Here is a 17,926-nt window from a genome sequence, read left to right on the forward strand (position 1 = left end):
CCCGCGGGTCATCCGGGAACAAAACGGCCGCCTGCTCCAGTATCCGGTTCCCGAGCTGGAAGCCCTGCGCGGCGAACGGCAGGAGGTGAGGGCCGGGGAAGCCGTGTACTGCGCTCCCGCCTTTGATTTGATAGTCCCTGTGGATGAAAAAGGAGGCGCCGGTGCCAGCGGTGTAAAAGACAGTAAACTGTCAATTACGATTGCAGACGCTCTCAGGTTTACCTGGGACGGAAAAGAGGCGGTGCTTTCCTTCACGGACGCTGTTGCCGGCAGACAGATCGGCGCCGGCAGGGGACGCACGCAGCGGAGGGCGCTGATCTCCGGTATACAGGAAGTACGTATCCTGGCAGATACATCCCTGATAGAGATTTATGTCAACCATGGAGAAACAGTGTTTACCACCCGTTTCTACCCGACGGAGGATACCAGGCGCCTTCTCGTGGAAGGCGTATACGCTAAAGCCGGAGTTCTTTGGCCCATGTGTCAGGAGACTGAATAATTAAAAAATAAAAAGCGGCCTTCCCGCCTGCCCGGCATATTTCCCGTGCCGCAGGGCTTTACGGCTGCAAAATGTGAAAACTTCTTCCGAAGAGAAAAACACGGTGTTTTCCTGCGGAGGAAGTTTTTTTGGTGCCCGGATTTATGCACAGTTGGCAGAAATTGTACCTGACGTTTATGCAAGATGGATCGAAAACGAAATATTGACCGGAAATGAATTGTGTATTATGACTTCCCATAAATATTTTTTATCATTATATAAATATAAATAAATTTACATTATTATTCCGGGCCGATATAATCTGGAAGAAAAAAACATATGAGGTGGATCATGGACTTTCTGAAAAAGAATGGAAAAGGAATTTTACTGTGCTTTCTGGTTGCATTTCCCTCCTGGCTGCTGGTCAGGCAGGTAGGGGCCCTGGAGGTGATAGGAGCTCCGGTTATAGCGATCATAGCGGGAATGGTGCTGGCAATTGCCATCAGGGACAAGTCTTCTGTCAGTGGAGGCATCGCCTTTACCTCCAAGAAAATTTTGCAGTATGCGGTAATCCTTCTGGGCTTCGGCCTGAATCTGGGAACGATAGGGAAGGTGGGGATGACTTCCCTCCCCGTTATCATTTCCACAATCACCACATCCCTGGTGGTTGCAATACTCATGTACAGGCTTCTGAAGATTCCTGGCAAGACGGCGGCTCTTATCGGCGTCGGCTCCTGCATCTGCGGCGGTTCTGCCATTGCGGCCGCAGCGCCTGTCATTGACGCGGACGATGAAGAAATCGCCCAGGCCATATCCGTTATTTTCCTTTTTAATGTAATAGCGGCGCTTATTTTCCCCACGCTGGGAAAGGTACTTGGGCTGACTGACACGGGCTTCGGGCTCTTTGCGGGAACTGCGGTCAACGATACCTCCTCCGTTACGGCGGCGGCCTCCACCTGGGATACGCTGCACGGTACGAACGGCACGGTATTGGAATATGCGACCATCGTGAAGCTGACGCGGACGCTGGCAATCATACCGGTTTCGCTGATGCTTGCTTTTGTAAGGATGCAGAAGGAAAAGAAAGAAATGCGGGGGGAAGGGAAGCCGGTCAGCCTGAAAAACGTATTCCCCACATTCATACTCTATTTCGTTGCTGCCTCCATCATTACCACTGTTATCACCTCTGTCTGCACCGGGCCTGTCCTGGGAGCCGCCAATGAAATCTTCGGTTTCCTCAAGCAGCTGAGCAAGTTCTTTATCGTTATGGCCATGGCGGCTATCGGAATTAACACAAATGTGGTAAAACTGGTAAAAACAGGAGGCAAGCCTATTGCTCTTGGATTTACCTGCTGGGTGGCCATTGCCCTTGTGAGCCTGACCCTGCAGCAGATGCTCGGCATCTGGTAAGACGGTACGGTTTCAATATCTGAACTGCGTCAGAAGAAGTCCTGGTTTTCAGGGCTTCTTTTTTTAGTTGTTCCGGTGATATTAAATTTCATAATTCCGTTTCTAAACTTCCGCAGCATTGCTTATTCCTTTCTTGTATGATAAAATTATTAGATATATGTGGGTTGGGCAGGAATGAAAACATAATGCAGAGGGCGGAGACATGATTTCACAGAAAAAAATACTGGTGGTAGAAGATAACGAAATTAACAGGGCGATGCTGAGCGAGATTTTATCCTCGGAATATCAGGTCCTGGAGGCGGAAAACGGAGCGGTGGCTCTGGATGTGCTGAAGGAGTATGGGGAGGGGATTTCACTGATCCTGCTGGACATCATCATGCCTGTCATGGACGGCTATACCTTCCTGGCTCATGTAAAGGCGGATCAGGCCTATTCTTCGATTCCTGTGATTGTTACGACGCAGAGTGACGGTGAATCCGACGAGGTGGCGGCGCTTTCCCATGGGGCGGCGGATTTCGTGGCGAAGCCCTACCGTCCGCAGATCATACTGCACAGGGTGGCGAGCATCATTAATTTAAGGGAAACGGCGGCTGTGATCAATATGATCCAGTATGACCGGCTGACCGGGCTGTACAGCAAAGAGTTTTTTTATCAGCGCGTGAAGGAAATCCTGCTGCAGCATCCGGACAGGAAGTATGATATCCTGTGCTCCGATATAGAGAATTTCAAGCTTATCAATGATATATTCGGCATACCGGCAGGGGACCGGCTCCTGTGCGGCGTGGCCGACATGTATACCAGGCTTGTGGGAGATAAGGGGATCTGCGGCCGTTTTAACGCGGATCAGTTTGCCTGCCTGCTGGAGCATACCGCAGAATATACGGACGACATGTTCATTGAGCTGGGAATGGAGATCAATTCCCTCTCCCATGCAAAAAATATTGTGATGAAATGGGGGATTTATTCCATACACGACAGGGGGATTTCCGTGGAGCAGATGTGCGACCGGGCCTTGCTGGCGGCCAACAGCATCAAGGGGCAGTACGGAAAATACTGTGCTGCCTATGACGATCAGCTGCGGAGCCGGCTCCTGCGGGAGCAGGCCATTACGGACGGTATGGAGGCGGCGCTGGCGGAGGGCCAGTTTGAGGTGTATCTGCAGCCCAAGTACCGGATTAAGGATGACAGGCTGGCCGGAGCAGAAGCGCTTGTACGCTGGAACCATCCGGAATGGGGAATGCAGTCCCCTGCGTATTTTATTCCTTTATTTGAAAAGAACGGTTTTATCACCAAGCTGGATCAATATGTCTGGGACCGGGCCTGCGCAGTGCTGAGGGAATGGGAGGATAAGGGATATCCTCCGCTTTCCGTTTCCGTCAACGTATCCCGTGCCGACATTTACAACGCGGACATTGCGGATATTCTGCTTAACACCATCCGCAGGCACAGGCTCCCGCCTTCGCGCCTCCATCTGGAGATTACCGAGAGCGCCTATACGGAAAATCCGGCGCAGATCATCCATACCATCGGCCGGCTGCGTGAGCTGGGCTTCGTGATTGAAATGGACGATTTCGGAAGCGGTTATTCGTCCCTGAACATGCTGAATAAAATGTCCATTGATATTCTGAAGCTGGACATGAAGTTTATCCAGAGTGAGACGGCAAAGCCGGTGAATCAGGGGATTCTCCGCTTTATTATGGGACTTGCCCGCTGGATGAACCTGGGCGTGGTCGCGGAAGGCGTGGAAACCAGGGAACAGCTGGAGAGGCTCAGGGAAATCGGCTGCGATTATGTACAGGGATACTTTTTTGCCAGGCCCATGCCCTGCGGAGAGTTTGAAGCGCTCCTGAGGAAGGAACGGACCACCGTGGACGAGGGGCAGGCGCAGGCGAAGGAGCGGCCCTGGGTGGAGCAATGGTCCCGCGTGATCCTGGTGGCGGATGAGGATGCGGAGTACCGCAGCCAGGTGAAGAAGACCTTTGAGAATAACTATCAGGTAGTGGAGGCAGCCGACGGGGAAGCGGCTCTGGCCTGCATTGCCAGCTATGAAAATAAAATTGCCGTGGCGATCCTGAGTATGACGCTTGACGGTCCGGATAATTTTTCTGTGCTTGAGGTGCTGCTTCGGGAAAAATCTGTCTGGAACATCCCTGTGATTGCCACAGGCCCCGGAGATACGCAGCTGGAGGAACGGGTGCTGGATGCGGGCGTGGATGATTTCGCAGGAAAGCCACATACCCAGAAAAGTCTGTGGAACCGGGCGCTGCGCGCCATGGGAATTACAGCGTCCAGGGAGCGGGAGCGCACCCTTCAAAATGAAGCCTACCGGGATTTCCTCACAGGGCTTCTGAACCGGAGGGGGCTGGAGGCGTCCGTGGAAGCCCTGCATAAGGAGGACTGCCCTCTGGCGGTATATCTTTTTGATTTGGACAACCTGAAATACATCAATGATTCCTTCGGACACGGAGAAGGGGACCGGATGCTCATGAAGTTCAGTGAAATTATCCGCTGCCATACCAGGGGGACAGACATTCTCTCACGGTTCGGCGGAGATGAGTTTGTCGTAGTTATGAAGCAGATGCGTTCCGAAGAAATGGCTCTTAAAAAGGGAGGAGAAATCTGCCGGGCGGTTCGTGAAAGCGGATGGAGAGAGGGCCTGGTACCGGCATGCTCTGCCGGAATTGTGATTGGTAATGAGGAAGACGGCCTGAATGAAATGGTAAAACGGGCGGATGAGGCGCTTTATAGTGCCAAAACCGCCAATAAAGGCGGATGCTGCCTCTGGAAAGGGTGAAGGGAGCCTGGAGATCATGGGGGAATACGAATATCAGGGGGACAGCACAGGGATGGACAATAAAGACCTGAAGGAGCGGCCTTTCCCGGAATATCTGCTGAAGAAGGAACTTTCGGAAGCCAACGAAAAAATGCAGGAAATCATAAATGCCATACCGGGGGGCGTTGCCATCTATAAGGTATCCGATATTTTTGAAACCATCTATTTCTCGGATGGTGTGCCGGAATTGTCCGGCTATACGGTGGAGGAATACCGGGAGCTCGTGAAAAGGGATGCGGCGGAAATGACCTATTGTGAGGATTCCAAAATGGTGGTATCCAGAGCGATGAAGGTTGCCAGGAGCCATGGCGTGGATGATTTTGAGTTCCGTAAGCAGCACCGGGACGGGCATATTGTATGGGTGCGGGTACGGATGAAATGGATCGGGGAAGAGGACGGCTGCCCTCTGCTCCATTGTGTATTCCATAATATATCCGATCTGAAAGAAGCGCAGCTGGAAATGGATCATCTGATTAACTCCATACCGGGCGGGATTGCCAGCTACCGGATAGAAGGGGGACGTTTTATCCCCACTTATTTTTCCGACGGCGTTACCATGCTTTCCGGCCACAGCCGGGAGGAATATGAGCGGATGATTGGCAGGGATGCGCTGAACGTGATTTATGAACAGGACAGGAAGCGGGTTTTTGAGGCGGCGCAAAAGGCAGTGGAAAGCGGCGGCGTGCTGGATGTTTCCTACCGGATGTTCCATAAGGACGGACATCTGGTCTGGATTCATTTGAATGGCAGGCGGATGGGGCCGCTGGCGGAAAGCACGAGGTTTTATGCTGTTTTTACGGGGATTTCCGAGGAAACCAGGCTTTTTCAGAGCATTGCCAATGAAACGGCGGACGGGATTTATATCATTGACAGGGATAATTATGATCTGCTTTATGTCAATGAATCCAGGACTCTTTTCAGCAAAGGCGCTGAATGCGTGGGGAAGAAATGCTATGAGGCGCTGCACGGCAAGGATGCGCCCTGTTCTTTCTGTACCCTGCGGTGCCATCAGCCGGACGGGATTGAGCATGAAATGCGGATTGACGGTACGGACCGCTATTTCATGGCCCGTTTTAACGAAACGGAATGGAACGGGATTCCCGCCTATGTGACGTATATCCGGGATGTGACGGACGAGGTGAGGACGAGAAAAGAGAAGGAGCGTCTTGAGGAATACTTCGAAACGGTGGTGAAGAATCTGCCGGGCGGTATTGCGGTGGTGCATTATGAACCGGACGGAAGCATGATACCGGAATTTCTGTCGGACGGTTTTGCGGCTCTGACCGACATGCCGCTGGACAAGGCCTGGGAGCTTTACAAAGAGGATGCCATGGTGGGCGTCCATCCGGAGGATCGGGATTATGTAAATAAAAGGATGAATGATTATATCAAAAGCGGCGACAGCCACTGCGAGATTGTTTACCGCCTGAAAAAAGGGAAGGACAGCTATGTCTGGGTCAAAAACAACCTTACCCTTATCCAGAATGAAGGCGGGGAGCGCCGGGTCTATGCCGTTTATCATGACGTTACCAGGGAACGGGAGGAACAGGAGCGGCTTCGGAAAAAATATCAGGATCTGATTATCAGCCATTACCGTACTCCTGATCCCAATGCGCTCGTTATGGGGCACTGCAATATTACGCAGAACCGTATCCTGGAAATTATCGACAGGACCGGTTCAAATCTGCTGGAGACCTTTGGTACGGTGAGGGAAGAGTTTTTTATGGGCCTTTCCAGCCTGGTGGTGGATGAACAGGAACGGGAGGAATTTCTTGGTATTTATTTGAACAGACCTTCCCTGGAGGCATTCCGCCGGGGGGATACCCAGCGGCGCCTGAAATGCTTTGTAAAGCTGCCTCATGAAGAAAGGGGACGGTATGTCCTCATCAATATGAATCTGGTTGCCACGCCGGACAGCAAAGATGTGACGGGGATACTGACAGTGTCGGATATAACCGGACAGACCATTTCCGACAGGATTTTGCATCAGCTGTCCGTTACAGGCTACGACTATGTGCTGGATGTGGATTTGTCCATGGACAGCTGCACGCTTGTTTCCAGTAATGAAGGCGCCTCCCGCGTACCTTCTCAGCAGGGCCGGTATACCGAATGGATAGATTCCATGATCCGTGACAGCGTGGTTGGGCAGGATGCACAGTTGTACTGGGAAAGCCTGAATCCGGAGAAAGTTTCTGAGAAGCTGGGCAGGGAGGGGGCTTATGCCTTTTCCTTTTCCATGGTAGATGACAGCGGGGATATCCGTATTAAAAATATGACCGTTTTCGCTACGGATCTCAGGCTGGGAAGGGTATGCCTTGCCAGGACGGATATTACGGAATCGGTGAGGCAGCAGCAGGGGCTGCTTTATATGATTGCCTATACCTTTGATCTGGCGGGCTTTGTGGATCTTAGCAGCGGCGGACGGCTGACCATGTATACCAGGGACACGGTGCTGAAGAACCTTCCTCCGTTTATCATGGAAAATTATGATGAAGCGATCATGCGTTTCCTGGGCAGCCATGATTCAGAGGATGCGAAGCGGGATGTCAGAGAGCTTTTCCGGACAAAAACGATGCTTAAAAACCTCAGGGAAAAGCCGTCAGGCTATGATTTCCTTTTTTCCTACAAGGAAGATGACGGCAGCCTGCGTTATAAACAGGTCAATGTACTCTGGGGAGATGCCAATCACAGGACGATCTGCCTGGTGCGTGCGGATGTGACGGATATGCTGGCCTCCGAACGTCAGACCAAGAAAATACTGGAGGATGCGCTGGCCCTGGCGGAAGAAGCCAACAAGGCAAAGAGTGAATTCCTATCCGCCATGAGCCATGATATCCGAACGCCCATGAATGCGATTACGGGGATGACGGCTCTGGCTGCCGCCCATTTGGATGACAGGGAAAGGGTGGCGGACTGCCTGAAGAAAATATCCGTGTCTTCCAGACATCTGCTGAGCCTTGTCAATGATATTCTGGACATGAGCAAAATAGAAAGCTCCAAGATTACCCTGAACCGGATGAGCATATCCCTTTCCGGGCTGGTGGAACAGCTGTCGGCCATTATTGCTCCCCAGGCCGGGGGCGCAGGGCTGCGGTTTGTGATAAACAAAGGGGATATCCGGCATGACTGTTTTTATGGGGATGTCCTGCGGATTAACCAGATTCTGATCAATATCCTTAGCAATGCGGTGAAATTTACGCCGGAGGGCGGTACGGTGGAGTTCCGGATTGAAGAACTGGAGACCTGCCGGGAACCGGAGCATACGCGCTACCGGTTTACGGTCCGCGATACGGGGATTGGGATGTCGGAGGAATTTTTATCCCATATTTTTGATCCTTTTACCCGAAGCAACAGGACTGCGGGGATTGAAGGAACCGGATTGGGGCTGAGCATAACCAAGGGGCTTGTGGATTTAATGGGCGGAACGATAAGTGTGGAAAGCCGGGTCGGGGAAGGAACCACCTTCTGTGTGGAACTGGAGGGTGAATGCGCGGACGGAATGGACAGCGACGTCAGTGAAGAGACGGATGCAGGAATTCTGGAGCCGGGGGCGGACACGCTTTTGGCCGGCCGCCGTTTCCTGATTGCCGAGGATAATGCCATAAATGCGGAGATTATCAGCGAGCTTCTCCGCATGTTCGGTGCGGAGCCGGTTCTCAGGCAAAATGGCGCCCAGGCGGTGAGGGAGTTCCGTGACGCGCCGGCAGGAACCTATGATGCGGTGCTGATGGATATTCAGATGCCGGTGATGAACGGCTATGAGGCCGCGCGCGCCATCCGGGAAACCGACAGGGAGGATGCCGGGACAATTCCTGTGATTGCAATGACTGCCAATGCCTTTGCGGAGGATATCCAGGCAGCCCGGGATGCGGGCATGACGGCCCACATTGCCAAGCCCATTGATGTGGGAATGCTGAAAAATACGCTGACCAGAATACTTGGACGGACGAATAAGAAGAAAGGGAAATAAAAATCGAGGGTTTACGATGAAGTCGGATAACGGACTTTATAAGCTTATTTATGAGTATTTTGAAACAAGGCTTCTCTATGGATATTATGCCTGCGGTGACAGCCTGCCGTCGATTGCCAGAATCGGGGATATGTTCCGCATGGCTCCCGGAACCGTGCGGTCCGCGTTGGCGCTCCTGGAAAAAAAGGGATATATCCGGATTGATGCGAGAAAGACCGCCAGGGTGATTTATGAAGCGCCCAGGGTCAGCTTCCGCAAAAATGCGGCCCTGTATTTCGTGCCGAGAAGGAACGGAATTATGGACCTGGCGGAATCAGGAAAGCTTCTGTTTGAGCCTCTCTGGGAGGAAGGGCTGCGGCGGATGGATCAAAAAACATGGGATCGGTTTTGCAGGCCGCCGGAAGAACCTTTTCAGGGGGCTGTGTCCATGCCTGTGTCATTTTATATAATGGTTCTTTCCAACTTAAACAACCGGCTGATTCTGGATCTTTACTGGGAAACGATTCGGTATATCCGTTTTCCTTATCTGGACAATAAAGCGGATGCGGAAACTGAGGTCTGGAATGCGGGAGAGCTGTCACAGGAAGAAGTCATCTCAGCCCTGAGAAACCGGTTCGAGGTCTCTTATGGCAAGGCCGCCTCGGAATTGTTTGCCTTCATGGACGAAGCGGAAAATGAATTTTCCTTAAAGCAGGTAAAGCAAATCCCGTTTTGCTGGGATGTATTCCGCAGCAGGCCGCAGCGGCGGTATTCCCTGGCCTCGCGCATTATCCGCGAGATTATCCACGGCAGCTATCCGGCCGGCAGCTACCTGCCTTCCCTTCCTCATATGGCAGACAGATATGGCGTGGGGATGAATACCATCCGGCGTGCGCTGGATATTCTGGAGGATCTGGGAATGACCCGATCCTATCACGGAAAAGGGACAATCGTCTGTACGGAGCCTGAGAAAATCGAGGCTGCGGGCAGGGAAATCAGGGAAGGTATAGAGCTGTATCAGGAAAGCCTTCAGCTGCTTGCCCTTACAATCAGCCAGGTCCTTCTGTATACGTTACGGGCGGAGGGAGAAGAGGTGCAGAAGCGCCTGGGGGAAAGCTTCTCCTGGTATTTACAGGAGGGGAAAGGATATCTGTGTTTTGAGATTTGTATAACCTTTATTGTGGAAAAATGTCCCCTTGCCCTTGTTCGCGAATGTTATCAAAAAATAAGGGAGCTGCTTCCCTGGGGCTATCCCTTTTCCCTTCTCCGTATGAAGGGGAAAAGCCTTCATTCTGTTTATGCAGGATGTACGGAGCAGGCGGTGGAATATCTGAAAAACGGGCGGCCGGAGGAGTTTGCCGACAGCTGGCGCAGGATTGTGGAGACGGAGGAGAGCCAGTTCCGGGCCTTTATCCGTGATTCCTTTCCCGTGCTGGATCCACATGGCGCCATGGAGCGGCAGGCTCCGGGGCAGCCGGCTCCCGGAACGATATAAACCAGGCGGGCGGTTTCTTTTGCAAAAAAAGGGTGGATGACATATAATAGACACATATTGCTGCATGCCGCGGCAGAGGGGCAGCCGGCACAGGAGGCTGGGGCGCAAAAGACCCGGAAGGAACGGCGTGCAGCCTTGATTCCCGGAAACAGAAAGAGCATGGTACGGCGGCATGACAGCAGCTGCAGAAAGGACGGTTTTAATGGGATTAATCAGAGCGGCAGTACAATCGGCGGCATCGGTAATGGCGGACCAATGGGAGGAGTATTTCTACTGTGACTCCATTCCTGCCAATATCCTTGCGGTAAAAGGAAGCAAAAAAACCTCAAGAAGAGGCTCCAATAAAAAAGGAAGCGACAATGTAATTTCCAACGGTTCCGTCATTGCGGTCAATGAAGGACAGTGCATGATGATTGTGGATCAGGGCAGGGTTGTGGATATCTGTGCCCAGCCCGGGGAATACATTTATGACACCTCCAGCGAGCCCTCTGTTTTTTACGGTGATTTAGGAGAAAACATACGGAGATCCTTTGAAAATTTCGGCATCCGGTTTGCCTTCGGCGGGGAAGCGCCTAAGGATCAGCGTGTTTACTATATTAATACAAAGGAAATTGTAGGCAATAAATACGGCACGGCCAATCCGGTTCCCTTCCGTGTGGTAGACAGGAATATCGGGCTGGATATTGATATCGCCATCCGCTGCCATGGGGAATATTCCTACCGTGTGGTGGATCCCATCTGCTTTTACGTGAATGTATGCGGCAATGTGGAGGGGGCCTATTCCAGGGAGAATCTGGACAGCCAGCTGAAAAGTGAGCTGATGACGGCCCTTCAGCCGGCTTTTGCAAGAATATCGGATATGGGAATCCGTTATAGCTCCCTTCCGGGACATACGCAGGAAATCGCGGCGGCGCTGAACCAGGTGCTTTCCGAAAAATGGGTGAAGTTGCGCGGCATCGCGCTGGCATCCTTCGGCGTGAGCAGCGTGAAGGCGTCGGAAGAGGATGAGGATATGATTAAGCAGCTGCAGAAGGCGGCGGTGCTCAGGGATCCCAACATGGCGGCTGCAACAATCACCGGCGCGCAGGCCGATGCGATGAAAACCGCGGCAGGAAATAAGGCTGCCGGGCCGATGATGGCCTTTGCGGGAATGAATATGGCAGCCAATGCAGGCGGAATAAATGCGGGCCAGCTTTTTGAAATGGGACAGCAGAACAGACAAAACAATACGGCGCCCCAGACAGGGGCGGGCACGGCATCCCAGGCAGGGGCTGGCATGTCCCAGGCTGCCGGCGGCTGGACCTGCAGCTGCGGCGCTCAGGGAAATACGGGCCGCTTCTGCGCGGAATGCGGAAAGCCGAAGCCGTCAGATAACGGCTGGACCTGCTCCTGCGGCGCGGTAAACAAAGGAAAATTCTGTACGGAGTGCGGAAAGCCCAGGCCGGCGGGCGCAAAGCTTTACCGCTGTGACAAATGCGGCTGGGAGCCTGAGGATCCGGCTCATCCGCCGAAATTCTGCCCGGAATGCGGCGACAGGTTTGACGACGGGGATGTGAAGTAGAAAAAGAAAGCAGGAAGTGACTGGCGGGCCTTGTTTGGGAGGCCGCCGGCTTTCCTGCTTTTTTCAATGTTATAACCTGGATGCGCAGTTACCGGATAAAATTGGTGGTATTTCCTCTTTCCGGTTCAGGCGCATGGATTCCGGCTTCCTTACCCGCCTGGATGCAGTGCAGCAGCCAAGCCATGTTCCTGGCGAGATTGCGCATGGTCTGCAGACCTTCCTTATCCTGAAGCACCTCCTCCGGGGTATTTCCATGCACCATATTCCAATAGGAGGAACCCACAAGGGGCATGTTGGAGATGGTGAAATATTTGTTCAGCTGATCCAGCGTGGCAGTGGATCCGGCGCGGCGGCAGCTTGCCACGGCTGCGCCGGGCTTGTAAACCATGCTGCTTTTCCCGGCATAGAACATCCGATCCAGGAAGGAGGTAATGCCTCCGCCCGCAGAAGCGTAATGAACAGGGGAACCGAAGATAAAGCCGTCTGCCTCCGCCGCCTTTTCGATAGCGGTGTTCACAGTGTCTTCATAGATGCATTTCCCCTTTCCGGCGCATCCGCCGCAGCCCATACAGCCGCGGATGGGAGCGGCGCCGATATGGAAAATTTCAGAATCAACGCCGCATTCCTGCAGGGTCTTTGCAATTTCGGACAGTGCAGTGAATGTACAGCCATTTTTGTGGGGGCTTCCGTTAATTAATAATACCTTCATGCTATGTACCTCTTTTTTCATAATATAATCAGGCAGGGACTCTCCAGGGCCGGAAAACAGACGCCGGTCTCCCTTATCTTATTATTATAGCGCGCTACAGCCGAAAATTGACAGTAAAATAATCAAAAGCAACACGCACTTTATGGAGATTGAAACTTAATGACAGATTCCGACAGCCTTAATGGGGCTGTGTTAAGAAAAGCTATAGGGAATGACGGGATATACGTATATAGTGCGTCAGAATTAAGATTAATTTGTGACAAAACCTCTTGAAAAAAGACTTGAAGTCATTGTAGAAAGTGCCTGAAACCCGCATAAATGCTGGAGAATTTCAGGTACACGAATCTTATTGGAATCTTAATGCCATAGAAGCAATCTTAAGACTATCTTAATGCCCGGGATGCTATGCTTAAATTAAGAAAAGAGTTTAAGCGAGCATCCTTTTTCGTATCCGGAAAGCTGTGGATACGGAAAAAAGGCAAGGAGGCGATCATGAAATGACGATTCTGACAAATATTTTATTGCTGACCGCATTGACTGCATATCTGCTGATTGTAGGCTTTGTTTTTACAGGACATATGGATGAGATCCTGAAGGGATACCATTTCCGGCCGAAGGGTGCGGCACCGGACGATGATTACGAGGTGCTCATCGGAGGCGAAGGGGAGCTTGCCATTCTGTTTGAAAAGAAGCTCCAGGAAAACGGTATCAGCTGCCTGCGGATTCCGGAGTTTGACAGCGCTGCAAGAGAAGAGCTGACGGATGTATCCTCCCGATGGCATGAGGTGGCCGGCGCGCCGGGGATGACGGTGTTCGCCCTGGATGGTTCCGATTACCATAACCTGCTGCTGTGCGGCATGGCAAACCGCCTGGCAGGGGCGGAGCAGCTGTACGGCATCTGTAATGAATCGGGAAACCGGGGGATTTACCTGGAGAACCGGATCAGGGTCCTGGAAAAAACGGGAGCGACGCCCGAAGGATTGTATCATCTTTTTGAAAGACAGAGTTCAGGCAGCAATGCCTGAGCAGCACAGCCCCGTGACTGTGGGTATGGGCGGATGCCTGCTGCCACCACGTTTTCTCACGGTTTGCGCAGTGAATGCGCAAACCTGCCTGAACTGTTACAGAGAAATAACAATAAAAAATAATAAAAGGAAAAGGATTGGGAAATGTTTCATTATATCAGAAACAAACTGACACAGGCACAGATAATTGCGATGGGATATTTTCTGGTAATTACCGTAGGGACGCTTCTGCTGATGCTGCCTGCGGCTACAAGAAGCGGTGAGATGGCTACGCCCCTTACCGCTTTGTTTACGGCAACAAGCGCCACCTGCGTGACAGGCCTTGTTGTGGTGGATACCGCTTCCTACTGGAGTGTGTTCGGACAGTGTATCATCCTGCTCATGATTCAGGTGGGCGGACTGGGCTTTATGACCATTGGCGTGCTTTTCGCCATGTTCCTGAATAAGAAAATTTCCCTGAAAACAAGGGGAATCCTTCAGGAGAGCATGAATACCAGCCAGGTGGGCGGCGTGGTTAGATTGGTGCGTAAGGCGCTCATCGGCACCTGTATTATAGAGATGGCGGGCGCGGTTCTTCTTTCGTTCCGGTTTGTGCCGGAATTCGGGGTGCTGCGGGGAATTTATTTCGGTATTTTCCATGCGATATCCGCTTTCTGTAATGCGGGCTTTGATTTGATGGGAACAAGCAAAGGCCCTTACTCCTCCTTCACCTCATATGCGGATGATACGCTGATTAATGTAACGATTATGGGACTGATTATAATCGGCGGCATCGGTTTTTTTGTCTGGGATGATATCTGCAGAAATAAATGGCAGATAAAGAAATACAAGCTGCATACTAAAATTGTTTTGTCCTGTACGGCGATTCTCATTGTGGGAGGCGCTTTCTTTATCTATCTGTTTGAAAAGGATAACCTGATGGCAGGCATGTCCGTAAAGGAAACGGTACTCACCTCCGCTTTCAGCTCCGTGACAGCGCGTACTGCGGGCTTTAATACCATAGATACGGCGGGGCTGACCACCAGCTCCAAGATGCTGACCGTGCTTCTGATGTTCATCGGAGGCAGTCCCGGATCCACGGCAGGCGGCATCAAGACCACCACCATTGTGGTGCTTCTCATCTATGTATGGTCCAACCTGCGCGGCGCCAGAGGCTGCAATATTTTCGAAAGAAGGCTGGAGGACGATGCGGTGAGAAAAGCCAGCGACGTGGCTGTAATCAGTCTGTGCATGGCGATTATCGCGTCCATAGCCATCCCTTATTTCCAGCCGCAGCTGGTAATGGAGGATGTGGTTTTTGAGGTCTTTTCCGCCATTGGCACGGTGGGCATGTCCACAGGCATTACCAGGGATCTGAGCGCGGCCAGCCGGATTGTCATTGTCCTGCTGATGTACTGCGGACGTATCGGCAGCATGTCCTTTGCCCTGTCCTTTATGGAACGCAAAAAGGTGGCGCCCATAAAGCTGCCGGAAGAAAAAGTAATGATAGGATAAGATAAGATGAAAACAGTATTGATTATAGGCATGGGGCGGTTTGGGCAGCATTTAACCCGAAAAATGCTGGAGCTGAAAAATGAAGTCATGATAGTGGATCAGAGGGAGGAGGCCCTGGAGGCTCTGCTTCCTCTGGTGACCAGTGCCAAAATAGGGGACTGTACCAATGAAGAGGTGCTTCACAGCCTGGGTGTGGGAAATTTTGACCTGTGCTTTGTGTGCATCGGCACCAATTTCCAGAGCAGCCTGGAAATCACCAGCCTTTTGAAGGAGGCGGGAGCCAGGTTCGTGGTCAGCAAGGCCACCAGGGATATCCAGGCAAAATTCCTTTTAAAAAACGGCGCGGACGAAGTGGTGTACCCGGAGCGTGATATCGCGGAAAGAGTGGCCGTCCGCTATTCTGCTGATAATGTATTTGATTATATCGAGCTGGATGAGGACTATTCCATCTATGAAATCCCTCCCCTGAAGGAATGGGTTGGAAAAACAATCGGCGAGGTGGATTTCCGCGCCAGGCTCAACAGCAGCATTATCGGTACGAAAATCAACGGCGAGACCAGCTTCCTCCCCGGAGCGAACCATGTATTCCGCGCGGAAGAGCACCTGATGGTAATTGGCCGTAAAAAAGATATTGATAAAATCCTGAAACATCTATAGAATAGAGACAACACAGGTTTCAGGAGGATTTATTGTGAAAGAGAAAATGGAAAGGTTTTTGAGATTATATCAGATCCGGTATGCGGGACGGCTGGCGGGGATTATGCTCATTACCTCTCTGTTTTCTTTTTTGCTTCACGGGCTGGGCATCGGTAAGGAAAATATACTGATGCTTTTTATTGTGGGGGTGCTTCTGGTGGCCTATTGTACGAATGGGTACCAGTATGGCGTAATCGCTTCCATTGTCAGCGTTATGGTATTCAATTACCTGTTTACGGAACCGGTGCGTACGTTTTCCATATCCAATCAGGATGATGTGATTCTGCTCATCTTTTTTCTTGTGGCGGCGCTCATATCTTCCAACCTGACGGTACGGTTCCGGAATCAGGTGGAGGTGGCGAGGAAGAATGAGCAGCTGGCGGAGCAGCTGACCATGGAGCAGGAGAGAATCAAGTTCGCCATGGAAAAAGAGCAGATGCGCAGCAATCTGCTGCGCAGCATTTCCCATGATCTGCGGACGCCTCTTACGGGGATTGCAGGGGCCAGCAGCCTGATCGCGGAGTCAGGGGATAAAATGGACCGGGAAAGCATTGTGAGCCTGGGCAAGGACATCAATGAGCAGGCGGACTGGCTTATCCAGCTGGTGGAAAATATCCTGAATATGACCAAGATTGACAGCGGCAAGCTGGTGGTGGAGAAAAAGCCGGAGGCCGTGGAGGATGTGATTAACAATGCGCTTTCTTATGTGAAGGGGCGGAGGAAGCAGCGCCGGGTGGAAATAGACATCCCGGAGGAGATGCTTTTGGTGGAAATGGATGGAAAGATGATCGTACAGGTGATCATCAACCTTCTGGACAACGCCATCAAGCATACGAAGGAGGACGGCTTTATCCGGATAAAAACGGAGGCGGCCCCGGAAGGGGTCTGGTTTTCCGTAGAGGATAACGGTACGGGGATCGAAGAGGTAATTAAGGACAGGATTTTTGATGAGTTTGTGACCTTCCGGCCGGTGAACCGGGATACGGGGAAAGGAATCGGCCTGGGGCTGGCCATCTGCAAGGCCATAGTCACGGCGCACGGCGGTACGATTGAGGCTCTCAACAGGGAGGAAGGAGGCGCATGCTTCCGGTTTTACCTGCCATTCGACGGGCATCTGCCGGAAAAGGAGCAATGATGGAAAACAGTGAAAAAGAAGTGAGCATCCTTATTGTGGAGGATGATAAATATATATCCAATTTTATCTGCATGAGTTTAAAGCAGGAAGGCTACCATTATCTGAAGGCGGACACCGGGAGGGAGGCCATCGGCTTAAGCTATGCCAACAACCCGGATGTGGTCATCCTGGATCTGGGATTGCCGGATATGGACGGCATGGAGGTCATAGAGCATATCAGGAGCAATTCGGACAAGCCGATCATCGTGGTATCGGCCAGGCAGGAGGAAGGCGAGAAGATTAAAGCGCTGGATCTGGGCGCCGACGATTATGTGGTGAAACCCTTCCATATGGGCGAGCTGCTGGCAAGAATCCGCGTTGCTATCCGGAAATCCGAGCAGAGCAGCGGCGGCAGCGATCTGGGGGAAAGCTTTGAATGTGATTATCTGCGGATTGATTTTGTGAAACGCATGGTGTTTATTGACGGGAAGGAAATCCATGTGACGCCCATTGAATATAAGCTGCTTACGCTTCTGGTGAGCAACCGGGGAAAGGTCCTGACACACAATTATATCCAGAGTAAAATCTGGGGATATGGGGAGGGCGGCGATCCCAACAGCCTCCGGGTATTCATGGCGACGCTGCGGCGGAAGATCGAGAAGGATACCACCAACCCGCGGTTTATTATTACAGAGGTAGGCGTGGGGTACCGGTTTTCGGAATAAAGGGAAATGGGGCGGCCGCCGCCGGAAAGGGAGTGAGCGGAAATGAAAATGCGTGAGGAATATACCTGCCCGCTGGAATTAACCCACGATATGATTAAGGGAAAGTGGAAGCCTGTTATCCTGTGGCAGCTGAGCAAAGGGCCTGCTTCCCTGTCCGCCCTGAAAAAAGAAATTGCAGGAATCAGCCAGAAAATGCTGCTTCAGCACCTGAATGAACTGCAATCCTGCGGCGTGGTGGAGAAAAAGACCTATGAAGGATATCCGCTGAAGGTGGAATATTTCCTGACGCCGCGCGGTCATAAGATTTTCGGCGCCGTGACCATCATGCAGGAGGTGGGGATTGAGATTATGGTGGAAGACAATAAAACGGATTTATTGAGGGATAAGGGCCTGCTGTGACGCAGGCCCTTTATAACTGCCATTTAATAGTTACTAAA

General features: G+C 51.9%; 13 protein-coding genes. 12 read left to right on the plus strand and 1 reads right to left on the minus strand.

What is annotated here, in order from left to right:
- From HMPREF1548_RS30080 to HMPREF1548_RS17125, 6 genes are all read left to right on the plus strand, one after another.
- Positions 1-499: GH32 C-terminal domain-containing protein (locus tag HMPREF1548_RS30080; protein WP_021637629.1), on the plus strand; the 499-nt coding region annotated here is incomplete at its 5' end.
- Positions 500-829: 330 nt separating this feature from the next.
- Complete coding sequence (locus HMPREF1548_RS17105; RefSeq protein WP_035322701.1) at positions 830-1,888, plus strand: YeiH family protein; 1,059 nt, start codon at positions 830-832, stop codon at positions 1,886-1,888.
- A gap of 202 nt (positions 1,889-2,090) precedes the next feature.
- Positions 2,091-4,682 carry an EAL domain-containing protein gene (locus HMPREF1548_RS17110; RefSeq protein ID WP_021637633.1) on the plus strand — a complete coding sequence of 864 codons (2,592 nt, stop codon included), beginning with the start codon at positions 2,091-2,093 and terminating at the stop codon, positions 4,680-4,682.
- A 16-nt stretch (positions 4,683-4,698) separates the two neighbouring features.
- On the plus strand, positions 4,699-8,691 hold the full coding sequence (locus tag HMPREF1548_RS17115; protein ID WP_276945858.1) for a PAS domain-containing hybrid sensor histidine kinase/response regulator: 3,993 nt from the start codon (positions 4,699-4,701) through the stop codon (positions 8,689-8,691).
- A 16-nt stretch (positions 8,692-8,707) separates the two neighbouring features.
- Positions 8,708-10,165 (plus strand): GntR family transcriptional regulator, encoded by a 1,458-nt coding sequence (locus HMPREF1548_RS17120; protein WP_021637635.1) that lies wholly within the window; start codon positions 8,708-8,710, stop codon positions 10,163-10,165.
- A 202-nt stretch (positions 10,166-10,367) separates the two neighbouring features.
- Positions 10,368-11,726, plus strand: coding sequence for an SPFH domain-containing protein (locus HMPREF1548_RS17125; RefSeq protein WP_035322704.1), 1,359 nt, complete (start codon positions 10,368-10,370; stop codon positions 11,724-11,726).
- 88 nt (positions 11,727-11,814) lie between these two features.
- Here the strand turns inward: HMPREF1548_RS17125 and HMPREF1548_RS17130 are convergent, their stop codons facing one another.
- Complete coding sequence (locus HMPREF1548_RS17130) at positions 11,815-12,435, minus strand: flavodoxin family protein (protein ID WP_035322673.1); 621 nt, start codon at positions 12,433-12,435, stop codon at positions 11,815-11,817.
- A gap of 497 nt (positions 12,436-12,932) precedes the next feature.
- On the opposite strand from HMPREF1548_RS17130, the gene HMPREF1548_RS17135 reads away from it, so the two are divergent.
- From HMPREF1548_RS17135 to HMPREF1548_RS17160, 6 genes are all read left to right on the plus strand, one after another.
- Entirely contained in the window at positions 12,933-13,460 is a 528-nt protein-coding gene (locus tag HMPREF1548_RS17135) for a hypothetical protein (protein WP_021637638.1), read from the plus strand.
- A 144-nt stretch (positions 13,461-13,604) separates the two neighbouring features.
- The gene (locus HMPREF1548_RS17140) at positions 13,605-14,954 is read left to right on the plus strand and encodes a TrkH family potassium uptake protein (RefSeq protein ID WP_021637640.1); all 1,350 of its coding nucleotides are present in this window, start codon (positions 13,605-13,607) and stop codon (positions 14,952-14,954) included.
- A gap of 6 nt (positions 14,955-14,960) precedes the next feature.
- Positions 14,961-15,611, plus strand: coding sequence for a potassium channel family protein (locus tag HMPREF1548_RS17145; protein WP_021637641.1), 651 nt, complete (start codon positions 14,961-14,963; stop codon positions 15,609-15,611).
- 34 nt (positions 15,612-15,645) lie between these two features.
- Positions 15,646-16,785, plus strand: coding sequence for a sensor histidine kinase (locus tag HMPREF1548_RS17150; protein ID WP_021637642.1), 1,140 nt, complete (start codon positions 15,646-15,648; stop codon positions 16,783-16,785).
- Positions 16,782-17,489 (plus strand): response regulator transcription factor, encoded by a 708-nt coding sequence (locus tag HMPREF1548_RS17155; RefSeq protein ID WP_021637643.1) that lies wholly within the window; start codon positions 16,782-16,784, stop codon positions 17,487-17,489. The genes HMPREF1548_RS17150 and HMPREF1548_RS17155 overlap by 4 nt, the downstream gene beginning before the upstream one ends.
- A gap of 42 nt (positions 17,490-17,531) precedes the next feature.
- Positions 17,532-17,888 (plus strand): winged helix-turn-helix transcriptional regulator, encoded by a 357-nt coding sequence (locus HMPREF1548_RS17160; protein WP_021637644.1) that lies wholly within the window; start codon positions 17,532-17,534, stop codon positions 17,886-17,888.
- The last annotated feature ends 38 nt before the right edge of the window (positions 17,889-17,926 follow it).

The organism is Clostridium sp. KLE 1755 (assembly GCF_000466465.2).
GTDB lineage: Bacteria > Bacillota > Clostridia > Lachnospirales > Lachnospiraceae > Eisenbergiella > Eisenbergiella porci.